The organism is Kitasatospora sp. SolWspMP-SS2h (genome assembly GCF_003259315.1).
GTDB classification, from domain to species: Bacteria; Actinomycetota; Actinomycetes; order Streptomycetales; family Streptomycetaceae; genus Kitasatospora; species Kitasatospora fiedleri.
Map to the genome: position 1 here is coordinate 374,701 of NZ_QLLT01000003.1, position 21,430 is coordinate 396,130.

25 protein-coding genes are annotated in these 21,430 nt (G+C 73.7%); 7 read left to right on the forward strand and 18 right to left on the reverse strand.

What is annotated here, in order from left to right:
* The first annotated feature begins 9 nt into the window (after positions 1–9).
* Positions 10–744 (forward strand): DedA family protein, encoded by a 735-nt coding sequence (locus K353_RS05775; protein ID WP_111552456.1) that lies wholly within the window; start codon positions 10–12, stop codon positions 742–744.
* A gap of 25 nt (positions 745–769) precedes the next feature.
* Here the strand turns inward: K353_RS05775 and K353_RS05780 are convergent, their stop codons facing one another.
* Positions 770–1,525: a PIG-L deacetylase family protein gene (locus tag K353_RS05780; protein WP_111552457.1), complete on the reverse strand. Its 756-nt coding sequence runs from the start codon at positions 1,523–1,525 to the stop codon at positions 770–772.
* A 634-nt stretch (positions 1,526–2,159) separates the two neighbouring features.
* On the opposite strand from K353_RS05780, the gene K353_RS05785 reads away from it, so the two are divergent.
* Both K353_RS05785 and K353_RS34235 read left to right on the forward strand, forming a co-directional pair.
* A complete protein-coding gene (locus K353_RS05785; RefSeq protein ID WP_111552458.1) occupies positions 2,160–2,819 on the forward strand; it encodes a DUF6629 family protein in 660 nt (219 codons plus the stop codon).
* Positions 2,820–2,961: 142 nt separating this feature from the next.
* Positions 2,962–3,375: a hypothetical protein gene (locus K353_RS34235; RefSeq protein WP_158585351.1), complete on the forward strand. Its 414-nt coding sequence runs from the start codon at positions 2,962–2,964 to the stop codon at positions 3,373–3,375.
* Here the strand turns inward: K353_RS34235 and K353_RS05795 are convergent.
* Positions 3,372–4,253, reverse strand: coding sequence for a polysaccharide deacetylase family protein (locus K353_RS05795; RefSeq protein ID WP_111552459.1), 882 nt, complete (start codon positions 4,251–4,253; stop codon positions 3,372–3,374). The two genes, K353_RS34235 and K353_RS05795, sit on opposite strands and share 4 nt — an antisense overlap.
* A 104-nt stretch (positions 4,254–4,357) precedes the next feature.
* Here K353_RS05795 and K353_RS05800 point away from each other — a divergent pair, with 104 nt between their 5' ends.
* Positions 4,358–5,461 (forward strand): calcium:proton antiporter, encoded by a 1,104-nt coding sequence (locus tag K353_RS05800; RefSeq protein ID WP_111552460.1) that lies wholly within the window; start codon positions 4,358–4,360, stop codon positions 5,459–5,461.
* A 188-nt stretch (positions 5,462–5,649) separates the two neighbouring features.
* Here K353_RS05800 and K353_RS05805 read toward each other — a convergent pair whose 3' ends face one another.
* From K353_RS05805 to K353_RS05865, 13 genes are all read right to left on the reverse strand, one after another.
* Entirely contained in the window at positions 5,650–6,051 is a 402-nt protein-coding gene (locus tag K353_RS05805) for a multidrug efflux SMR transporter (RefSeq protein ID WP_111552461.1), read from the reverse strand.
* A gap of 61 nt (positions 6,052–6,112) precedes the next feature.
* Entirely contained in the window at positions 6,113–6,433 is a 321-nt protein-coding gene (locus K353_RS05810; RefSeq protein ID WP_111552462.1) for a multidrug efflux SMR transporter, read from the reverse strand.
* A gap of 262 nt (positions 6,434–6,695) precedes the next feature.
* Positions 6,696–7,355, reverse strand: coding sequence for a DsbA family protein (locus K353_RS05815; RefSeq protein WP_111552463.1), 660 nt, complete (start codon positions 7,353–7,355; stop codon positions 6,696–6,698).
* Entirely contained in the window at positions 7,352–7,840 is a 489-nt protein-coding gene (locus tag K353_RS05820; RefSeq protein WP_111552464.1) for a nucleoside deaminase, read from the reverse strand. Before K353_RS05820 ends, K353_RS05815 begins: the two co-directional genes overlap by 4 nt.
* A gap of 267 nt (positions 7,841–8,107) precedes the next feature.
* Positions 8,108–9,310, reverse strand: a complete 1,203-nt coding sequence (locus tag K353_RS05825) for a transposase (RefSeq protein WP_158585352.1) — start codon at positions 9,308–9,310, stop codon at positions 8,108–8,110.
* Between the two features lie 207 nt (positions 9,311–9,517).
* Positions 9,518–10,327, reverse strand: coding sequence for a maleate cis-trans isomerase (locus tag K353_RS05830; protein ID WP_111552466.1), 810 nt, complete (start codon positions 10,325–10,327; stop codon positions 9,518–9,520).
* 11 nt (positions 10,328–10,338) lie between these two features.
* A complete protein-coding gene (locus K353_RS05835; RefSeq protein WP_111552467.1) occupies positions 10,339–11,013 on the reverse strand; it encodes a transglutaminase family protein in 675 nt (224 codons plus the stop codon).
* A gap of 17 nt (positions 11,014–11,030) precedes the next feature.
* Complete coding sequence (locus tag K353_RS05840) at positions 11,031–12,149, reverse strand: acyl-CoA dehydrogenase family protein (RefSeq protein WP_111552468.1); 1,119 nt, start codon at positions 12,147–12,149, stop codon at positions 11,031–11,033.
* A gap of 191 nt (positions 12,150–12,340) precedes the next feature.
* Positions 12,341–12,715, reverse strand: coding sequence for an ectoine synthase (locus K353_RS05845; RefSeq protein ID WP_111552469.1), 375 nt, complete (start codon positions 12,713–12,715; stop codon positions 12,341–12,343).
* Positions 12,716–12,884: 169 nt separating this feature from the next.
* Positions 12,885–13,151: a phosphopantetheine-binding protein gene (locus tag K353_RS05850; RefSeq protein WP_111552470.1), complete on the reverse strand. Its 267-nt coding sequence runs from the start codon at positions 13,149–13,151 to the stop codon at positions 12,885–12,887.
* Positions 13,148–14,617: an AMP-binding protein gene (locus K353_RS05855; RefSeq protein ID WP_111552471.1), complete on the reverse strand. Its 1,470-nt coding sequence runs from the start codon at positions 14,615–14,617 to the stop codon at positions 13,148–13,150. The genes K353_RS05850 and K353_RS05855 overlap by 4 nt, the downstream gene beginning before the upstream one ends.
* 230 nt (positions 14,618–14,847) lie before the next feature.
* Entirely contained in the window at positions 14,848–15,297 is a 450-nt protein-coding gene (locus K353_RS05860) for a MarR family winged helix-turn-helix transcriptional regulator (RefSeq protein WP_111552472.1), read from the reverse strand.
* 352 nt (positions 15,298–15,649) lie between these two features.
* Positions 15,650–16,036, reverse strand: a complete 387-nt coding sequence (locus K353_RS05865) for a PRC-barrel domain-containing protein (protein ID WP_233533387.1) — start codon at positions 16,034–16,036, stop codon at positions 15,650–15,652.
* Between the two features lie 202 nt (positions 16,037–16,238).
* Between K353_RS05865 and K353_RS05870 the strand changes: the two genes are divergently transcribed.
* The gene (locus tag K353_RS05870) at positions 16,239–16,499 is read left to right on the forward strand and encodes a GlsB/YeaQ/YmgE family stress response membrane protein (protein ID WP_111552473.1); all 261 of its coding nucleotides are present in this window, start codon (positions 16,239–16,241) and stop codon (positions 16,497–16,499) included.
* An 85-nt stretch (positions 16,500–16,584) separates the two neighbouring features.
* Here the strand turns inward: K353_RS05870 and glmS are convergent, their stop codons facing one another.
* Positions 16,585–18,426 carry a glutamine--fructose-6-phosphate transaminase (isomerizing) gene (glmS, locus tag K353_RS05875; protein WP_111552474.1) on the reverse strand — a complete coding sequence of 614 codons (1,842 nt, stop codon included), beginning with the start codon at positions 18,424–18,426 and terminating at the stop codon, positions 16,585–16,587.
* Positions 18,427–18,472: 46 nt separating this feature from the next.
* Positions 18,473–18,778: a hypothetical protein gene (locus K353_RS05880; RefSeq protein WP_100834935.1), complete on the reverse strand. Its 306-nt coding sequence runs from the start codon at positions 18,776–18,778 to the stop codon at positions 18,473–18,475.
* A gap of 311 nt (positions 18,779–19,089) precedes the next feature.
* Between K353_RS05880 and K353_RS05890 the strand changes: the two genes are divergently transcribed.
* Together K353_RS05890 and K353_RS05895 are read left to right on the forward strand one after the other, a co-directional pair.
* Positions 19,090–20,199 carry a hypothetical protein gene (locus tag K353_RS05890; protein WP_111552476.1) on the forward strand — a complete coding sequence of 370 codons (1,110 nt, stop codon included), beginning with the start codon at positions 19,090–19,092 and terminating at the stop codon, positions 20,197–20,199.
* 136 nt (positions 20,200–20,335) lie between these two features.
* On the forward strand, positions 20,336–21,088 hold the full coding sequence (locus K353_RS05895; protein WP_111552523.1) for an MgtC/SapB family protein: 753 nt from the start codon (positions 20,336–20,338) through the stop codon (positions 21,086–21,088).
* A gap of 73 nt (positions 21,089–21,161) precedes the next feature.
* Here the strand turns inward: K353_RS05895 and K353_RS05900 are convergent, their stop codons facing one another.
* Positions 21,162–21,356 carry a hypothetical protein gene (locus tag K353_RS05900; RefSeq protein ID WP_111552477.1) on the reverse strand — a complete coding sequence of 65 codons (195 nt, stop codon included), beginning with the start codon at positions 21,354–21,356 and terminating at the stop codon, positions 21,162–21,164.
* Positions 21,357–21,430: the final 74 nt, after the last annotated feature.

Below are 21,430 nucleotides of genomic sequence, written 5' to 3' on the forward strand. Positions count from 1 at the left end.
CACCCGCCCTTGTCGCCGACCCTGCCGGGCCCGCTGGCCCACCTCGCCCCGCTGCTCGACGACTACGGCTACCTCGCGGTCGGGGTGCTGGTCTTCCTCGACAACTGCCTGCTCCCGGTCCCGGGCCAGACCATCCTGGTGCTGGCCGCCGTGTACGCGGGCGCGGGGCAGCTGTCGCTGCCGGTGCTGCTGCTGGTGGCCGTCCTGACCGCGTTCGCGGGCGACGCGCTGGCGTACGTGCTGGGCCGCACCGGCGGCCTGGCCCTGGTGCAGCGCTGGGGCCGGTACGTCCGCCTCACCCCGGAGCGGATGGCCCGGGCCGAGTCCTTCTTCCGCCGCCGGGGCGCCCTGGTGGTCACCGGCGCCCGCTTCGTGGACGGCCTGCGGCAGACCAACGGCCTGCTGGCGGGCACCACCGGCATGCCCTGGCGCCGCTTCCTGCTCGCCAACGCGGCGGGCGCGGCCCTCTGGGCGGGCGTGTGGTCGGCCGTCGGCTACTTCGCGGGCAGCAACATCGACACCCTCTACCGCGAGGCCGTCCGCTACCAGGTGCTCCTGTTCGCCGTGCTGGCCGCCCTCGCCGTCCTGCTGGCCGTCCGCACCTGGCTCCGCCGCCGCCACCGCCCGCCCCGCGACACCGCCGCCGGCCGCATCCCGCGCCAGGGCGGCCCGGACGGCGATCAGGGCGACGGCGGGGACGGTGGCGACAGCGACGGCAGCGACCTCCCCAGCGACCGCCGGTGAGCCGTCGGCCCGGTCCCGGTCCCGGTCAGCGCAGGGGGATCACCTCGAAGGCGGCGGCGAAGCGGGTGCCCAGGCGGGAGCCGGCCGCCCGGCCCATGCCCTCCAGGAACCCGGCGGCGTCGGCCATCTCCCCGCCGAGGCCGTCGAGGTAGGCGCGGTGGGCCTCCAGCGAGGCGACGCCGGCGGCGAAGGTGTCGGTGGTGTCGGCGGCGTGCCGGGCGTCGGGGGAGCCGGCCGCCCAGAGCTGGCGGACGCCGTTCCAGGGGTCGAGTCCCTCGGCGGCGAGGTCGCGGAAGACCCAGCGGTTGCCCGCGTCGCGGACTGCGTCCAGGGCGGCCCGGCCGACGGCGATGTGGTCGGCCTGGTTGGGGAAGACGCCGCCGTAGCTGTCCCGGAAGTTGATGGTGATCACGATGTCGGGGCGGTGCCGCCGGATCGCCCGGGCCAGGTCGCGGCGGAGCGGCAGCCCGTACTCGACGGTGCCGTCGGGGTGGCCGAGGAACTCGACCGTCCCGACGCCGACGATCCGGGCCGACTCGACCTGTTCGCGCTCCCGGACGGGCCGGCACTGCCCGGGGTCCAGGCCGTCGATGCCGGCCTCGCCGCTGGTGACCATCAGGTAGCTGATCCGCTTGCCCTGGCCGGTCCAGCGGGCGACCGCGGCGGCGGCGCCGTACTCCATGTCGTCGGGGTGGGCGACGACGGCGAGGGCGCTGTCCCAGTCCTCGTCGAGCGGCCGGTACGGCGGCGGGGGCGGGGCCTGGTCGGTGGTGTCGCTCATGGTCCTGTGCTGCCTTTCGCCGGGGCCCCGCCCGTCCGGGGCCGGATGGTGCGGACGGTGCCGCGCCCGGGGCCCTCTGACGGGGGGTCACCGCCCCTGGAGCGCCCGCCGCGACGCGACCGGCCGCCGCGACGCACTTCCACGGTAGCCCCGGCGCAGCCGGGCGTCGCGGGGTGCGGGCGCGGCAGCAGGCCGTGCGGGGCGGTGCGCTCGGCGGGGTCGAGGGGGCGAGGAGGCCGTCCTGGACGGCCCGGGCCCCGGCCCGGAGTGCGGCGAGGCGGGTGCGGCCGGCGGCGGTGAGGGTGGGGCGGCGGCGGTCTGCCGGGTCGCGGGTGCGGTCGGTCCAGCCGAGGTCGGCGAGGGCGGCCGGCGCGGCGTGGTGGTACGGGCGCAGGCCGTCGGCTCCTGTTCGACCGCGCCGCGAGGGCGCAGGTGCGCGGTGCGCGGCCCCGGGCCCGCCCCGGGGGCGGCGCATCCGCCGACCGGGTCGCGGACGCGGTCGCCGCGCACGAATCGGCCGTGCGGGCGGACGGCAGCTCGGCCCCGGCGCCCGCCGACCGCCCGGAGCGGGGCGCGGGCCTGCGCCCTCGCGGCGCGGTCGTACTGACGGGCCGTCGGCTCGTACGCTGGCCGGATGTGCTGGAGCGCGGAGGCCGATCTGATCGCCGGGGGCGCGGTGGCGGCGGTCGGCGCCGCCGCGGTGGTGCGCGCCGGGGTCTCGCGGCGGCTGCCGCTGGCCGCGCTGCCGCTGCTGCTGGGCGGGCACCAGCTGGTGGAGGCGGGCGTCTGGTCGGGCTGGGCGTGGGCCCGGACGGTGTGGGCGGTGATCGCGCTGCCGCTGCTGCCGCTGTACGTCCCGGCGGCGGTGTGGTGCGCGACCCGCCGCCGCGCGGCGCTGTGGTGCGCCGCGCTGGGCGCGGCCGTCGCCGTCCCGCTGGCGCTCGCGGTCGCCCGGCACCCGGTGGTGGCGCACGTGCACGGCCACACGCTGGGGTACGCGATCGGCGTGCCGGCGGCCGGGCCGCTGCTGGCCGGGTACCTGGTGGCCGTCCTGGGGGCGCTGCTGGGTTCGGGCGACCGGTACCTGCGCCTGCTGGGGTGGGTCACCGGCCTGGGCGCGCTGGTCTGCGCCCTGCTGTGGCGCCTCGCGTTCGTCTCCACCTGGTGCGCGCTGGCCGCCGTCGCCTCGGTGCTGCTCTACCGCTGGGCGGCCGTCAGCTCGTCGAGCAGCGCCGGCGCTCCGCCCACCGAGCCGCCGGGGTCGGGAACGGGGACAGGGACAGGGACGGGGTAGAGCACCCCGCGCACCGTCCGGTCGGCGTCGAACACCGGGATGAGCCGCTCAGCCGTAGCACGGCGTCCGAGAGCAGCGGGAGCGGGATCGTCCGGTGGGCGGCGGACGCGGCCCGCTGGTCGGGGCGCCGGGTGCAGACGCCGTGCACGGTGGTGCCGCGGGCGGTGAGCGCGCCCCCTGCAACGCCCCGGCCGCACCGGCCGGCGTGCTGACGGCCGCCGAGGGCGCCGGAAGCCTGCTCGGCGCGGCGCTCACCCCCGGCTGGCCGCCCGCTTCGGCACCGCCTGCACCCTGGTGTGCGGCTCGCTGGTCGGCGTGGCGGCGGCCCCGCTGGTGCCGCTCGCCCCCCGGCGGGCCCGGGCTGCCGCTGTTCGCGCTGGGCAACGTCGGGGTCGGCGCCTCCGTGGTGGTGCTCGGCATCCTGACCCGCACCTACCGGCAGCGCACCGTCCCCGCCGCGCCGGCCCTGGCCTGCGCGCTGACCGCGCTCTCCCCCGTCCGGCTGCTCTCCTCCCGGCTGAGCGGCGCCCGCGAGCTGACCGGCGTCACGGTCTAGATCGGGTCCGAGAGCCGGACGAAGCGGCACCCGGCGTCCAGCATCGCGGGCAGCGCCCGCGCGTAGCCCTCGCCGGTGCCGGCCGCCGGGTGGTTGAGGTGGCTGATCACCACCGATCCGGGCGGCGCGGCGGTCACCGTGGCGGCGACCTGGCCGGGGGTGAAGGTCGCGCCGCCGTCGCCGTTCACCGCGAAGCCGGCCACCCGCTCGCCCAGTTCCCCCACCAGCGCCACCCCGACCTCGTCGTAGTGCGCCGTCCCGGCCCGGAACCAGCCGGGGGCCCGCCCCAGCAGCCCGGCCAGCTTGGCCCGGTTGCCCGCCACCTCCTCGTACGCGGCGGCCGGGTCCGCCGTCCCGGTGATGCCGTACGCCGAACGGCCGGTCACCGAGAGCGGGCGGTGCGCGGTGCCGTGGTTGCCCAGTTCGAACAGCGGGTCGGCGGCCAGCTCGGCGAACGGCCCCGGGTTGGCGTCCACCCAACGGGCGTTCAGGAACAGCGTGGCGGGCACCCCCAGGCGCCGCAGGGTGCCGATCAGCGCCGCGTCGTACCCGTCCCCGCCCGGCCCGCCGCACGCGTCGAAGGTCAGCGCCAGCGCCCCGCCCGGAACGGTCGCCACCACGCCCGGCAGGTCGGTGCCCCAGCGCTGCGGCGCCCGCCCGGCGTACCGGGCCAGCACCTGCTCCCGGTGGGGCGGCGCGGGCGGCTGCGCGGCGGACGGGGCGGCGGACGGGGCAGTGGACGGCTGCGCGGTGGACGGCGCGGACGGGACGTCGGCGCCGGGTGCCGTCGGCGGCCGTCCGCCCGACCCTCCCCGCGCTGCGCCGCAGCCCGCCGTGAGTCCGAGCGCCGCCGCCAGTACCGCCCGCCGTCCGACCATCCGCGCCGCTCCTCGCCGTCCGCCGTGGCTACCGTGGCCGCCGTGGCCACCGCCACGAGTGTCACTTCCGGGCGCGGCCGGTGCCATCTGCGAAGCTCGGCCGTATGGCTTCCTCCCCGCGACCGCACTACCTGCAGTGGACGACCGTGGCCCCGGTGCTGGCGTTCCTGCTGCTCCTGGCGACCTGGCACCGGGACCTGCCCTGGCCGGTGGTGGCCCTGGTGGCCTGCTTCCTGGCGGTCTCGGTGGTGGCGGCGGTGCACCACGCGGAACTCATCGCGCACCGGGTCGGCGAACCGTACGGCTCGCTGGTGCTGGCGGTGGCCGTCACCATCATCGAGGTCGCGCTGATCGTCACGCTGATGGCCGACGGCGGCGACAAGAGCGCCGGCCTGGCCCGGGACACCGTGTTCGCCGCCGTCATGATCACCTGCAACGGCATCCTCGGACTGTCCATCCTGGTCAGCGCGTTGAAGTACCGGGTGGCGGTCTTCAACGCGGAGGGCACCGGCGCGGCGTTCGGTGCGATCGCCACCCTGGCCACGCTGAGTCTGGTGCTGCCGACCTTCACCACCTCGCAGCCCGGCCCGCAGTTCTCCACCACCCAGCTGGTCTTCGCCGCGACCGCCTCGATCGTCATCTACGGCCTGTTCGTCTCCACCCTGACGGTCCGCCACCGGGACTACTTCCTGCCCGTCACCGCGGCGGGCGAGGTCGTCGACCCGCTGGACGAGCACTCCGAGACGCCGACCATGCGGGAGACCCTGGTCAGCGTCGCGCTGCTCTCGGTCGCGCTGGTCGCGGTGGTCGGCCTCGCCAAGGGCGTCTCGCCCACCATCGAGCGCGGCGTCGCCGCCGCCGACCTGCCCAACGCGGTGGTCGGCGTGGTGATCGCCCTGCTGGTGCTGCTGCCCGAGTCGATCGCCGCCGTCCGGGCCGCGGTCCGCAACCGGGTCCAGATCAGCCTCAACCTGGCCCTCGGCTCCGCCCTGGCCTCGATCGGCCTGACCATCCCGGCCGTGGCGATCGCCTCCAGCTGGCTCTCCGGGCCGCTCGAACTCGGCCTGGGCGCGAACCACATGGTCCTGCTCGCCCTGACCGTCGCCGTCGGCACCCTCACCGTCATCCCCAAGCGGGCCACCCCGCTCCAGGGCGGCGTCCACCTGGCCATCCTCGGCGCGTACCTGGTCCTGGCCGTGAGCCCGTGAAGCCGTGCCCCCGCGAGGGGCGGTGAGCCCGTGACCTTGTCACCGCGCCGGACGGGGCCGCAGGGGGTGTGGGCGCGGGCACGACCGCGTCTCCCCGGCGCCCCGACCGCCCCCGGCCACCCGATCGGGGCCCGGCTCGGTCGGGTGGCCGGGGAGCGGCAGCGCGGCGCTCGCGGCGGCGGCACCCGTCAGGCGTCGACGGTCTTGGCCTCCAGCGGCACGGCCGTGTCCTGCGGGGTCTTGGCCGGCCGGTCGGCGAGCTTGAGCCAGATCACTCCGGCGATGATCACGGCCAGCCACACGGCCTGGACCGCGGTGAGGGTCTCGTCGAAGATGACGGGGCCCAGCAGCGCCGCGCCGACGGAGCCGATACCGGCCCACACGGCGTAGCCGATGCTGACGTCGATAGTGCGCAGTGCGACGCTCAGCGCCCAGAGCGTCAGCAGGAAGAAGACGACGGCGACCAGGGACCACGTCAGGCGGGTGAAGCCGTGGCTTCCGCCGACGGAGAGCGCGTAGCCGACTTCGAACACGCCGGCGAGGAGGAGCACGATCCAGGAATTGGCCGAGTTGCGCCCGGTGTCGGACATGTGCGGAAGTCCTTTCGAGGGGGGTCGGACGGGAACGGGGACGGGGCCGGAGCCGGGGTTCTCAGGCGGCGCCGCTGAGCTGGAGGCCGACGACCCCGGCGATGATGACGACGATGCCCACGGCCTTGCGCCAGTTCAGGCGCTGCCCGAAGAGCAGCGCGCCGAGGAGGGTGATGCCGATGCCGGCGACGGAGGTCCAGATCGCGTAACCGACGCCCACGTCGAAGGTGAGCAGCGCCCGGCTGAGGAAGAAGGTTCCGAGTGCGCCGGTGATCAGGGTGACGGCTGTCCACGGGCGGTTCTTGAAGCCTTCGGCCTTGCCGGCCGCGATCGCGACGGCGATCTCGAAGATGTCCGCGATCGCGAGGTAGAACCACTGCATGGCTGGTCCTTTCGTTCGTTGGAGGTCGGTGTTGCGCCGGGGGACGAGGGAACGGGAACGGTCTGCGGCACGGGAGGTCGCGGCGGGGCGGTGTGCCGCTGCGCGCCGACGGGCGGGAGCGGACGGCGGGGCGGGCGGGAGCGGACGGCGGGGCGGGCCGATGCGGTCGGGCGTCGCGCCGCACCCGGGTGGCCCGGCCGGTCGACGGCGTCAGCGACGTTCCGCCGGCCGGCCGGTGCGGGGGCCCGGTGCCCGGGTCAGGTCAGCACCCGTCGATCCGGCAGGCGGGGGCCTCGCCGGCGGCGTCCTGTTCGGCCCGGGCGTCGAGCACGGCCTTGCGGAGCTGGGCCGCGGTGGGGACGCCTTCGATGCGGTGGCGCCCGTCGATGATGATCGTGGGAGCGACGGAGATGCGGAAGGCTTCGGCGGTCCGCAGCGCCGCCCGGTGGGTCTCGGTGTAGCTGCCGTCGATCAGCGCCTGGCTGAACTCGTCGGCGTCGAGCCCGAGTTCGGCGGCGATGTCGGCGAGGACGTCGATCCGGCCGATGTCCCGGTCCTCCTGGAAGAAGGCCCGCAGGAGGCGCGGGGTGTATTCCGCGGCCCTGCCGTGCTCGGCCGCGTACTGGTAGCCCTCGAAGGCGAGCCGGGTGTAGGGCTGCGGGGAGACCGTCGGCAGGGTGAGGTCCACGCCCATCCGCCGGGCCATCGGGTAGACCGAACGCTCCCAGATCGCCGGCAGGTACGGGTCCTCCGGGCGCAGGGTCGGGGTCGGGTGGGGCCGCAGCTCGAACGGCATCCACTCGATCTCGACGTCGAGGTCGCGGACGGCCTCCTGCAGCGGCCCCTCGGCGAGCATGCAGAACGGACAGACGTAGTCCGACCAGACCTTGATGCCGACCTTGCCGGTCGCCGTACCGGTCATGACCGCCCCCGTTCCATCGCGAGGAACTCCTCGAACGGCTCCGTCCCCTCCGGGAGTTGGAGCCGGGTGACCTTGATCGGCCAGTTCTCCGGATCGTCGGCGAAGATCGCGTACGAGTTCGTGTAGTCGAAGCCGTACCGGGCGACCGTCCTGCGGTCGACCACGTTCACGATGTGGCTGACGTTGAAGTACAGCGAGGCCATGTAGCACAGGGCGCACGGCTCGCCGGAGGCGAACAGGGTGGCCCCGGCGGTGGCGTGCAGCCCGTACGCGGCGGCGGCCTCGCGCAGCGCCGTCACCTCGGCGTGCGCGGTGGGGTCGTTGTCCTCGCGCACCCGGTTGACGCCGGTGCCGAGGATCCGGTGGCGGTTGACCACGACGCCGGAGAACGGGATGCCGCCCCCGGCGACGTGCTCGCGGCTGATCCGTACCGCCTCACGTGCGTACTCGGTCAGCTCGCTCTGTGAAAGCTCGGAAGTGCGCACCGCTGCTCCCCCGCTCAGACCGCGGCCGGGGGGCGGGCGATGGGCGCCGTGACGTCAGGCATGGAATCCCCAGTAGTTGCTTGTATGTACAAATTATCTGAGCCCGCAGAAAAATCGGGCGCGCGGATAGAGTTTGCATGAACATACATCTTGCTGTCAATCGCACCGCCGGAACGGGCCGGGACGGCCGGCGGGCACCGACGGGCCGTCACCGCCGGAACGGGGAGGCTGGCCGCCGGCCCGCCTCCCCGGCCCCGCGCGGCCGGTTCAGACCGCGACGGGATAGCTCGGAGCCTTCTCCTCAGCCCACCGTGCGCCGGGCCCGAGCGGTGGCCTCGGCCCGTCGCCGCTCCCCCCGTCCGGGCCGGGCCGGGCGCCCCGCCGGGCCGGGTCGGCCGCCAGACGGCTGTAGATGAAGGCGGCCGACACCAGCGCCATGTGGTGGTGCCAGCCGGGGAACGAGCGGCCCTCGAAGTCCCGCAGCCCGAAGCGCCGTTGGAGCAGGTCGACGGCCTCGCCGGTCGCCGGGTGCCGCTCCGCGTACCCTAAGAGCTCCTCCACCGGACGGTGCGCCATGTTGGTGATCCACAGCTGGCCCGGACCCTCCGGACGGCCGTCGGGCTGGGTGAACAGGCGGAGCGGCCGGGGTCTCTGGTCGGCCGCGAGGACTCCGGGCGCCTGGACCATGCCGTCCTGGACCGGCCCGCGGCCGGGTCTCGCGCCGGCGGGACGGGCCTCCGCGCCCCAGTCGCTCAGCACCCGGGCCGCCGCGATCACCGGCCGGCGCGCACCGGAGGACTGCGGCTCCAGCGGGGCCAGCGGGAAGCCGTCGGGGATCGCGACGACGAAGTCCAGCCGGCGCTCGATCAGTCCGTCGAGCAGCCGGCGCGGGTCCAGGTAGCCGTCGAGGTCGACGACGACCGGCACCGGCTCGTACTGCGAACGCCGCACCACCGCGTCGAGCACGTCGAGGAGTTGGCCCTCAGGCGAGGACGTGACGGTCCACGGGATGCGGGCGCGTTCGCGCAGGGGGCCCCGGGCCCACGGCTCGGGCAGGACGAGGCACCAGCCGACCGGAAGTTCGCCCGCGTCTGTCGACATGAAAACGGCGGCGCTCACCTGGCAGTTGACGGTGCGTCCGGTCTGCGGAATGAATCGGCGGTGCACTCCGCACGACTTCTCACCGCGCTTGGGCAGGACCACGGGGGCGGCCGTCCAGGCCCTGGGCCGGACCTGGGCTTCGGCCCACCGGCGCAACTCGTCGCACACCGGCTCCCACTCCCAGGGGCTCTCGTTGATGAACTGGTGCAGGGCCTGCGATGCCGTCGGGGAGTCACACGCCACGGCCGCGAGCCGGCGGATGGACTTCTTGCCGGGTGTGCTGAGGAGGCCGTTGACGTACGCGTGGGCCCACCTGCGCTGGTCGGCCCTGCGCAGGTGGCCGAAGAGCTGATCCGTGAACAGGGCCACGGAGTCCCATCCCCTCATAGTTTTCCCTCCCGTGTCGCGGCTGCGAAATTTCCGCACAGCCACCCACATTAAGGAATGACCACTATTTTTCTCCGGGGGAAAAGGGATTCCAGTCGCCACTTCGCCAACTCCCCGCGCGCCGTGGCGCGATCCCGGCGGATCGGATCGCGAAACGGCGCGCACCGGTCCGGTTGGCGTCCGGCGGGGTCACGCGTGGTCGTCGTCGGGGGTCGTGGTGAACAGGCGTCCGTAGTCGGTGATGCCGTAGGCGGTGGCAGCGGCACCGGCGAGGTGGAGGGCGTGCCAGAGGATCACCTGGTTCGCGGTGACGACGTCGAAGTCGAGCTCCTGCTCCAGGGCCCTGATGGTGCCGACCGCCCGGATTCCGTTGCCGGCCACCAGAACGGCCTCCGGTCGGTGGGCGGCCACCGCGGTGCGGATCCACTCCGACAGGTTCTCGGGCGTGATGGCCTTCTGGTTCGAGGGCAGCCCGCAGGGGCCGTGGTGGACGACGTCGTACCCGAACTCGCGGAAGTAGTCCGCGCCCTGGCCGGACAGCGCGTCGTCGAACCACGGCGGGTTGACCACCGCGATGCGGCGGGCGCCGAGCGCGTCGAAGGCGGCGCGGGCGGCCTTGGTGGTCCCGGTGATCGGCAGGCCCCGGGTGACGGGCAGCAGCCGCTCGTACAGCTCCCGCTCGCCCCGGGCCTTCAACGCGTAGCTGGAGGAGGTGAAGCCCAGGGCGAGCGCGTGCAGCGGGGAGGCCGCCAGCAGTTCCACGGCGTCGTCCAGGTACGGCGCCTGGACGAAGGACAGGATCGGGTCGTACGGGATCTTCTCGTCCATCTCGCCGCCCGCGCGCATGGCGGCGAAGTGGACGCGCGAGCCGTGGACGGACACCGTGGCCGGGGCGACGGCCTGCAGTTCGGCCTCGGGGCCGACGTCCGCATGCGGCACGACGACGCCGATGCGGGTCGAGGCGTCCCATCCGTCGACGGGCGAGGGGGTGCTGGTCACGGGCTTCTCTCCTACCGGGTGGGGGCGGACTCGTCGGCCAGGCGGCCGCCGCTGACGGTGCCGGTGCCGCCGGCGTCGAGGAACTTGGGGTGCTTGCGGCGCATGGCCTCCAGGACGAAGTCGTACGGGACGTCGTCGAAGGCGCCGTGGTCGGTGAGGAACTCCATCGCGCCGCCGCCCCCGTGGGGGTGGTGCAGGCTGTCGCTGAGCCCGTCGAACTCCAGGGCCCGCATCCCGTACAGCTTGCAGAGCAGCTTGTTGAACACCGGGGTGGCCTTGACCCACCTGCCTTCGAGGTGGACCTGGGTGAGGCCGTGGAAGAACACGTCGCCGCCGACGTGCTCCAGGAGCCGGGGCGAGGCGAGGTGGTTGCGCACGTCGCCGTACACCAGGCGGGACGGAATGCCCAGGGCGCGCACGGCGGCCGCGTACAGCACGGACTTGTGCAGGCAGAAGCCGGACTTGGTGGTGGCGGTGTGCGAGGCCCGGAGGCCCTCCCGGGTCAGCGGGGCGCCGTAGACCTCGTAGTCGACGCCGTCGCGCACCGCGTAGTAGAGCTCGACCGCGTTGGTCCGCGGGTCGGCGGAGCGGTCCTTGACGGCGTGGTCGATGAAGGTCTGCACCTCCTCGGTCTGGTGGTCGAGGAACTCGGTCGGGCGGGTGAGGTGGTCCGTTCGGTCGGTCATGTCGGGATTCCTGTCGCTCAGAGTCCGAGGAGCATGGCGATGCGGTTGCGCTGGATCTCGGAGGTGCCGGAGTAGATCGTTCCGGCGATCGAGTTGCGCAGGTCGCGCTCGATCCCGTGCTCGGTGAGCACGCCCCGTCCGCCGTGGATCTGCACCGCGTCCAGCGCGGTCTGCAGGTTGGCCTCGGACACGACGGTCTTGGTGGCCGCCAGGTCGAGCGCGGCGTCCTCGTTGCGTTCGACCTTGGCACCGGTGTCGGTGAGCCACTTCCGGGCGGTCTCCACCCGGATCTTCATGTCCGCGATCTTGTGGGAGACGCCCTGGTAGGAGCCGATGGGCCGGCCGAACTGGTGGCGCTCCTTGGCGAAGGCGACGGTCTCCTCCAGGCGCCGGGTCATCTCGCCGAGGGTGAGGGAGAAGCCGAAGAGGACCTCGCGCTTCATCACGTAGTCGAGGACCCGGAACCCGGCGCCCTCCGCCCCGACCCGCCGGCTGACCGGTACCCGCATGCCGTCGAAGGCGAGCGTGCCGATCGGGCTGGTGCGCAGGCCGATCTTGTCCAGCGCGGGGCCCACGGTCAGGCCGGGGGTGTCGGCGTCGACGAGCAGCGTGGTCAGGCCGAAGGGGCCGGGCTTCCCGGTGCGGACGTAGAGCAGGAAGAGGTCGGCGACCGGCGCGTTGGTGATGAACATCTTGTCGCCGGTGACGACGTAGTGGTCGCCGTCGCGGTGGGCGACGGTGGCCAGGTTCACCGCGTCCGACCCGCCGGACCGTTCGGTGATCGCGTGCGCGGTGATCGCCTCGCCGGAGACGATCCTCGGCAGGTGCTCCTCCTTCAGCTCGCGGCTCGCGAACCGTTGCAGGGGCGTGCCCACGGACACGATCTGCGTCGAGGCCGAGAACGAGAGGCCGGCGTCCCGGGAGATGTGGCCCAGTCCCTCCAGGGCGCGCATCGTCTCGGTGAGGCTGCGGCCGGCGCCGCCGAACTCCGGGGCGAAGGGGACGCGCAGCAGGCCGCTCTCCTGGATCGCCTTCCACTTGCCGTACGGGAAGGCGCCGGCCGCGTCCAGCTCGCGGGTGTCGGCGTTGAGCTGCTCGGCCCACGGGGCGGTGAGGTGGAAGAGGTCATCGGTCACGGGAGATCCTGGGGTCCGTTTCGGCAGGGGATCGGGCAGCGGTGGATCGGGGTCGTGCCATGACGACGGCCGCCGGCCCGCGCGGACGGCCGCGGACGCGGACGCGCGCGGCCGGGTGCCCGGCCCGGGCCCCGACGGTGCGCGGGAACCGGGCCGGGCGGCGCACCGGCGGCCGGAGGGGCGGTGGCGGCTCAGTACTGGGAGAACCCGTCCTCGGACAGGGTGTGCTTCTCGTCCCCGTTGATCGGCGGGTTGAAGATCGACACCAGGTGGAGGTCCTCGTCGGGGGAGGCCAGCAGGTAGTGCGGGTCGTGCTGGTCCAGGACGTAGATGGTGCCCGGCACGATCTTGTGGCGGGTGCCGTCCTTCTCCACGACCTCGCCCGAGCCGCCGATGCAGTAGCAGGCCTCCAGGTGGTTGCGGTACTGCAGGGCGCTCGAAGTCCCCTTGCGCACGAGGGTGTCGGCGACGGCGAAGCCCATGCCGTCGCGCTTGGTCAGGAGCCGGTAGCTCAGACCGTTGCCCCACTCGACTGCGGCGACGTCATCGAGGCTGCGGGTGAACATCTCTCTGGTTCTCCTTCGGAATCGGGTGGTGCGTCGGTTCGGTGCGGCCGGTCGGGCGGGACGGTGCGGGAGCCGGACCGGGGGGAGCGGGTGGAGCGGTTTCGGAGCGGCCGGACAGCTGGAACGGTCGGCCCGGGCGGCTCGGGGGCCGGACCGTCGGAGCGGTCGCTCAGGCGGCCGCGGCCGGGCGGTGGTCCGCGATCATCGCGACGATGGCGTCGATGGTGCGGAAGTCGTCCGGTCCGAAGTCGATGTCGTCGACCGGCAGCCGGTAGACGGAGGTGAGGTGCCCGAGCAGCTTCACCAGGCCGAGGCTGTCGATGACTCCGGAGTCGAGCAGGTCGTAGTCGCCGGTGAGGTCCGAGACGTCCTCCCCGGCCAGGAACTGGTCCACGATGTAGGCGCGGACCTCGGCGGCGATGGCGGTGGTGCTCATGCGTCACTCCCCTTGGTGAGGTTCTGCTTGATCAGGTTCCGGTCGGGCTTGCCCGTCGAGGTGCGGGGCAGCGGAGCGGCCGTGAGGTGCACCGAGGCCGGGATGGCGTGGCGCGGCAGCTGCCGGCCCAGGTGGGTGCGCAGCCGGAGGCTGGTGAGGTCGGCGCCGGGGCGCCGGGTGACGTGGGCGTGCAGCCGGACGCCGGCCTGCGGGTCCGGCAGCGGCACGACCACCGCCTCGGCGACGTCCGGGTGGGCGGTGATGACGTTCTCCACCTCTTGCAGGTTGGTGCGGACGCCCCGGACCTTGACGTGCCAGTCCGCGCGCCCCTCCAGGAAGTGGAGGCCCTCGGCGGTGCGGGTGACGATGTCGCCGGTGCGGTAGAAGACCCGGCCGTCGAGGTGGGTGAACACCGCGTCGTTCAGGTCCTGCCGCAGGTAGCCCCCGGTCTGGAACGGCGTGGACACCAGGAGTTCACCGGTGCCCGCCGAGTCGAGGCGGGCGCCCTCGGCGTCGACGACCAGGGCGTCGGTGCCGCGGATGGGGCGGCCGATGGGCACCGGGCCGTCCACGGCGGCGGGGTCGACGCGGTGGATGAAGGAGTCGTTGGTCTCCGTGCAGCCGAACACGTTGTGGAAGGCGGCCCGGGGGAACGCCGGCGGGACGCGGCGCAGGAGGTCGACCGGCATGCGGTCGCCGGTGAAGACCGCGTGGCGCACGGCGGCGAAGGTGCCGCCTCCCTCTAGGAGCAGCCGGTACATCATCGGCACGCCTTGGACGAAGGTGACGTCGTGCCGGCCGGCCAGCGCGGCGAGGTGCGCGGCGTCGGTCGCCCGCTGCTGTTCGACCAGGACGACGCTCGCTCCGAGCCGGAGGAAGGTCCAGACGTCGAGCAGGGCGAGGTCGAAGTTGAGGGGTGCGTAGGACAGGGCGGTCTCGTCCGGGGTGAGCGCGAACTCGTCGACGGCCCAGTCGGCGAAGGCGTCGAACCCGGCGGTCTCGATCGGCACGATCTTCGGCGTGCCGGTCGAGCCGGAGGTGGTCAGCAGCAGTTGGGTCCGCTGCGGGTCCGGCACCGCGAACCCCTCGGCCTCGCCGTGCTCCGCCCGTACCGGCAGCGCGGTGAGCGTGCCGTCGGCGGCGGCGGTGAGGAGGTGGGAGACGCGGGCCTGGTGCGCCAGGCGTTCGAGTGCCGCGCTGCCCAGGCCCGGTGAGGGCGCGAGGGCGATGTGGCCCTCGCGGAAGACGGCCAGCAGCAGCGCGATGGTCTGCGGGTCCTTGTGCGCCGGAACGCACACGGTGCTGCCCGCCGGGAGTCGCAGCCGCGCCAGCTGGGCGCGCAGGCTCCCGGTCAGGTCGTTCAGCCGGCCGTAGGTGACGGCCCGGTCGGTGAAGTGGAACGCGGTGCGGTGGGGCCGGTTCTCGCCGTGAGCGGCGACGGTCTCGGCCAGGAGGGACGATGGCACGGCGGGATTCCTCGCGGTCGGCTCAGCCGTCGGATCGAGAGCCGACCGGCTGTTCGAATTCGTGCGGTGTCGACGTTGAAGTTACCGAACCAACTGGATGCTTGGTCAAGCATGTACTTGGCGAAGTGAGTGTGACGTAGACCACAAGAGTTGCATGTTCAAGCAAAAACCCCGAACGCGGGACGCGTTCGGGGTGGGGTCGGGGCGGCCGGCCGCCGGGCCGGCGCGGGTCAGACCTGGATGGCGCGCAGGGCCTGGACCGTGGGGCCCAGTCCGGGGTCGGCGGTGAAGGTGTTCAGCGCGGACGACAGGACCTCCGCGTAGGTGGCGCGGGCGGCCTGGTAGCGCTGGCGCCCCTCGTCCGTGATGACGGCGTACACGCCCCGCTTGTCCGACGGGCAGAGGTCCTTGAAGGCGAAGCCGGCCGTCTCCAGGCGGCCCACCAGGCGCGTCACCGACGACTGCCCCAGGCCGACCTTGTCCGCCAGGTCCTGCATCCGCAGCTCGCTCGTCTTGGAGTGGTGCAGGTGCTCCAGCGAGCGGTACTCCGACAGCCCGATCCCGTGCCGCCGCTGCAGCGCCAGGGCCAGCTCCCGCTCCACGTACGCGTGGAGCGCGAGCACCCGGTTCCATGCGGCCTGGTCGGAGGTGCGCAGGGGCGCGTGGGATGACGTTGCCATGGGGGCCTCCGTTGCAAGGTGTCGCCTGGCAGAAGAGTACATGCGCATGCAAGATCCTGGTGCCTCGGATTTTCCTTTTCCGAAGATTTAAGGGGTCATTAGGATTGCACGTACAAGCAACTTCTTCGCCCCGACCACCAGCCCGCACGACCTCGGGAGACCCCCGGCGCCGACCGCGCCGGGTCGTACTCCATCCTTCCGCCGGCCCCGGTCGTCACCGACCGTCCGGGGCCGTGCGGGCCGGGGCGGCACGCGCCCGGCCGGACGGTCTCCGGCCCGACGGCCGCCCGGCTCCGGGCGGCGGGGCCGACTCCGCCGCGCCCCACCGTCCGGACGAACGCCCCCACTCCCCTCAGGGCAGCCGGTTGCCGTAGAACGGGCCGTAGTAGAGGGCCAGTTCGGCCCTCAGGTCGAGGTCGGCGTGCTGCTCGGCCCGGACCAGCGGCGGGGCGGCCCCGATCTCCTCCTTGGTGCGGTCGACCGTGATGGTCCGCCGCTCCTCGTCGACCTGGCGGACCGTCACGGCCGGCAGCAGCACCCGGTGGTGGAAGATCCACGGCGCGGTGTCGACCACCAGGTACTGCGGCCCGAGGTCCTCCGCCATCCGGTCCACCTTGCCGATCGGCCCGTCGACCGCCTCCACGTGGTACCCGACCAGGTCGCCCACCGGACGTCCGGAGGCGTCCTGGTACGCCCACACGTCGAGGTCCTCCCGCTGTTCCTCCCGCTGTTCGCTCACGCTGTGCCTCCGCTCGCGCGACCCCTGGCGGGCGGACCCTCCGCCGCCGGCCGCCCGGAACGATTGCCCGCCGGAGGTAGTTCCATGCCGCGCCGAACAACCGCGTTCTCCCAGCGAATTCACAGGAATGAGCGGCCGTCGGCCGGGCATGCGTTCGGCACGACGCCGTTGGGGCCGTCAATCCGTAGGACGAGGAGGAACCATGTCGATCCTTTGGGCGATCATCGCCGGTCTGGTGATCGGTGTGCTGGCCAAGCTGGTCATCCCCGGGCGGCAGCCGATCCCGCTGTGGCTCACCATCCTGCTCGGCATCGTCGGCGGCCTGATCGGCAACGCCCTGGCCAGCGCGTTCGGCGTGGCCGACACCAACGGCATCGACTGGATCCGGCACATCTTCCAGATCGGCGCCGCCGCCGTCCTCATCCTGCTGGTCACCCCGCTGTGGGCCCGCCGGGGCGCCTGACCCCCGGCCCCACCCCGACGATCGACGGCCCGGCCGCGCCACGGAGCGCGCCCGGGCCGTTCGCGTGCCCGCACCGGGGCGGCGGCTACTCGACCGTCACGCTCTTGGCCAGGTTGCGCGGCTTGTCGACGTCCCGGCCCAGCGCCACCGCCGCGTGGTAGGCGAGCAGTTGGAGCGGGATGTTGAGCAGCAGCGGGTCGAGTTCGGGCTCGCTCTTGGGGACGACCAGGCAGTGGTCGGCGAGCCGGGACTCGATCGGGCGGTGGGCGACGGCCAGGACGCGGCCCTCGCGGGCCTTGATCTCGCCGAGCGCGGTGAGGTTCTTGTCGAGCAGTTCGTCGTCGGGCACCAGGGCGACGGTGGGCAGTTCGGGGGAGATCAGGGCGAGCGGTCCGTGCTTGAGCTCGCTGGCCGGGTACGCCTCGGCGTGGACGTAGGAGATCTCCTTGAGCTTCTGCGCGCCCTCGCGGGCCACCGGGTAGCCCCGGACCCGGCCGATGAACATCATCCCCTGGCTGTCGGCGTACTCCGCGGCCAGTTCCGCGACCGCGTCCTGCTGGTCGAGCACCTCGCGGATCTGGCCGGGCAGCGCCTTGAGCGCGGCGACGATCCGCCGCCCGTCGGCGGGCGAGAGGTCGTGCACCCGGCCGAAGTGCAGGGCCAGCAGCGCGAAGGCGACCACGGTGGAGGTGAACGCCTTGGTGGAGGCGACCGAGACCTCCGGGCCGGCGTGCAGGTAGATCCCGCCGTCGCACGCGCGGGCGATCGCCGAGCCGACGGTGTTGACCACGCCGAGCACCCGTCCGCCCTTGCGCTTGACCTCCTGGACGGCGGCCAGCGTGTCGTACGTCTCGCCGGACTGGCTGACCGCGACGTACAGGGTGTCGGCCTCGATGACCGGGTTGCGGTAGCGGAACTCGGAGGCGGGCTCGGAGTGCGCGGGGATGCGGGCCAGCTCCTCGATCAGCTGGGCGCCCATCTCGCCCGCGTAGTAGGCGGACCCGCAGCCGAGGATCTTCACCCGGCGGATCTCGCGCAGCTCGCGGGCGTCCAGGTTGAGGCCGCCCAGGTGCGCGGTGGCGAAGCGCTCGTCGAGCCGGCCGGAGAGGGTGCGCTCGACCGCGCCGGGCTGCTCGTGGATCTCCTTGAGCAGGTAGTGCGCGTAGCCGCCGGTGTCGTAGGAGCCGACCTCCCAGTCGACCGTCGAGGGCTGCCGGGTGACGGTGCGGGCGTCCTCGGTGAAGGTGCGGAAGCCGTCGGCGCGGACGGTGGCCAGTTCGCCGTCCTCCAGGTGGACGACCTGGCGGGTGTAGCGGACCAGCGCGGAGACGTCGGAGGCGGCGAACATCTCCTTCTCGCCGATGCCGAGCACGATCGGGCTGCCGTTGCGGGCCACCACGATCCGGTCGGCCTGCTCGGCGTCCAGGACCGCGATGCCGTAGGTGCCGATGACCAGGCCCAGCGCGGCCCGCACCGCGTCCTCCAGCTCGCCGCCCTGGGCGCGGTGCGCGGCGATCAGGTGGGCGAGCACCTCGGTGTCGGTCTCGGAGCGGAACACCGCGCCGTCCGCGGTGAGCTTGGCGCGCAGCTCCTCGGCGTTCTCGATGATGCCGTTGTGGACGACGGCGATCCGGCCCTCGTTGTCGGTGTGCGGGTGGGCGTTGGCGTCGGAGGGGACGCCGTGGGTGGCCCAGCGGGTGTGGCCGATGCCGGTGCCGCCCTTGAAGCGGGCGGGCAGGGCGGCGGCCAGGTCGGCGACCCGGCCCTTGGTCCTGCAGATCCGCAGCCTGGCCGGGGAGCCCTTGGTCGCCGGCGCGACCACCGCGACGCCCGCCGAGTCGTACCCGCGGTACTCCAGCCGCTGGAGTCCCTCCAGCAGGAAGGGGGAGGCGTCCTTGGGGCCGATGTAGGCCACGATTCCGCACATGACGTGGGCTCCTGTCAGTCGTGAGGGGGCGGCGGGGCCGTTCCCGTCAGCCGTAGACCATCCGCCGCAGCTGACGGGCCGACAACTGCGGGGCGGCCACCCGGCGGGCGGCCAGCTCCCCGGCGAGGCGGGTGAAGATCCGGTCGTTGGTCAGACCCCGGGCCTGGAGCTCACCGTGACGGCGGCGGACGTACTCCTCGGTGGTCTCCGCGAAGTACGCCAGCACTTCCGCGACGACCCGCGCGGCCTCCCCCGGGGCCAGTGGAGTGGTCCTGGCGAGGTGGGCGAGCAGGTCCTCGTGAGGGTGCGGTGAGGCAGGTCCGGATCGGGAGCCTAGGCGTGAAGTGTCCATTTGCCAAAGATCCTGCCCGAATCCGGGCAGGATCACCAGACAAGGCGGCCGTACGCGCCCTCCCGGCGGGCCGCGGCGGGTCGGGGCGAGGCGGGGAGGGCCGCGGCGGGCCGGGGAGCGGTGGGCGGCCGGGCGCCCGGGGGCGCACCTATGATGTGGTGCCGCCGTCGGAGGGACGGCGCGCGGGCGGTGTTCGGGTGATCGCGGCGGGCGGCTGACCCCGTCGGCGGTGTTCCTGTCCCGGTTTCCGGCGGTCACCCCGCAGGATGGGCCGTGCACCGTCCGTGTCGATCACAGGGGGAACGTCCGTCATGCAACCGCGCGTGTTCGCCGTCGTCACCGCCGTCCTGCTGGCCGTCCTCGGTCTCGGGTCCGTCATGGTGACCGACTGGACGCCGAAGCCCGCCGCCGCGAGCGCCGCCACCGGCGCGGACGGCCAGCGGCCCGGCGCCGTGCCCGACGCCGCCGGCTCCCCCTCCCCCACCGGCGACCCGGCGGTGTGGACCAGGTCGACCCTGCGCAACAAGCTGATGGCCGAGATGGCCGCCACCGACCCCGGCGTCGCCCTCGCCGACCTCGACAAGATCACCAAGGACAAGCCGTACACGGTGCGGTTCTGCCACCCGATCGCGCACGAGCTCGGGCACGCCGCGGTGGCGCGCTACCAGCAGGACTTCCAGAAGGTGATCTCCTTCCCGCACGAGACCTGCGCGGCGGGCTACCTGCACGGCGCGGTCGAGGAGATGCTCGCCAACTCCAAGGACCCGCAGAGCGACATCCTGACCCTGTGCGCGCCCGCCAACACCGGCCCGTGCATCCACGGCGTCGGCCACGGCATCATGTTCGTCACCAAGCAGGACATCCCGGCCGCCCGCGCGCTGTGCGACAAGTTCCCCAGCCAGAGCCGCCGGATCACCTGCTCCGAGGGCGTCTTCATGCAGCTGTTCGCGCCCGACGAGGAGGACGAGAAGGCCAAGGCCAACCTCCCCGCCGACAAGCTGGCCGCCGAGCCGCTCTACCCGTGCCCCGAGCAGCCGGCCCTCTACCAGTCGGCCTGCTTCTTCTACGCGCCGACCTTCTTCCTCTCCTCGCACGACTACGCCAACCACCCCGAGGCGTTCGCCCAGGCCCTCCAGTGGTGCCTGAACGCGCAGGCCGCCGGGGGCGGCGAGGACTGCTCGCGGGGCGCCGGCTCGCGCACCATGAAGTACAACCTGGACCGCCCGGACTGGGCCGCCCAGCAGTGCGCCACCGCCAAGGACACCTGGCAGCGCAAGGCGTGCACCCAGGGCCTGGTCAGCTACTACACCGTCAACGACACCAGCGCGGGCGCCGCCGGGCGGCTGTGCGCCCAGATCGGCGACAAGGAGATCCAGGGCTACTGCCGCTCGGCGGGCGGCCTGTCCACCACCCTGGACTGAGCGCCCGGCGGCGCCCCTCCGCCCCGGACGGCCGTGCCAGGCTGGTACCGGACCGACCCGCACCGGACCGACCCGGACCGGGCCGACCCGGACCGGGCCGGATCGTCGAACGGAGCGTCAGCCGATGGAGGGGCTCGTGCACCTGAGTGCGTCACCGCCGTGGAACCCGGGCAGCGGCCAGGGCCTCCGGCAGCTCACCGAACTCGGCCTGGCCCTGGTGCTGTCGACGCTGATCGGCCTGGAGCGGGCGTTCCAGCAGAAGAGCGCCGGCCTGCGCACCCACGCGCTGGTCGGGCTCGGAGCGGCGCTGTTCATGGAGGTCTCCCAGCACGGCTTCGACAACGTGCTCGGCCTGCCGCACGTCTCCCTGGACCCGTCGCGGGTGGCGGCGCAGATCGTCTCGGGCCTCGGCTTCATCGGCGGCGGGCTGATCTTCGTGCGGCGGGACATCGTCCGCGGCCTGACCACGGCCGCGACGGTCTGGCTGACCGCGGCCGTCGGGATGGCGTGCGGGGGCGGGCTGTGGGTGCTGGCCCTGGCCGTGACCGGCGCCTACCTGCTCATCGTGCGCGGCTACCCCCTGATCACCCGCCGCATCCCGGCCATCTCCACCCCCGCGGCGACCGACCTGCGCCTGCTCTACCTGCCCGGGCGCGGAGCCCTGCGCCGCGCCCTGGAACACTGCACGGCGCAGGGCTTCCGCGTGCTCGGCGTCCGGGTCGACCGGGCGCCGCAGGACGGCGGGGAGGACGCCGGGCCCGACACCGGCGGCACCAAGGTGCACCTGTCCATCGAAGGCACCGGCGACGTGTACCGCCTGCTGGCGGAGCTGGCCGAACTCGACGGGATCGTGGGCCTGTGGGGCTCCGAGAGCGAGAGCACCGACTGACCGCGCGAACCCGCCGGGCCGGCGGTGGAGCCTCCGGTACGGAGGTGCGGACGGCCCGTCCGGCAGCGGGGTCTCAGACGTCCTCGGCCGGCGCGGCGGTCGCGGGGGGCCGGGCGGCGAGGTCGAAGCCGGCCTCCAGGACCGCGTGGGTCAGGGCGGCCAGGCCGAGGGCGATCGCGCGCTGCCCCGGGTCCGTGGTCTTCTCGATCATCTTCTTGCTCTCGTCCAGGTAGTGCCTCGCCGACTCGGTGCTCTGCTGCTGTGCCACCTGTTCCTCCTCGCTGGTACTCGCTGGTACTCGCCGGTACGCGCTCGGCGACCTGGTCGGACCGGGCGGCCGCA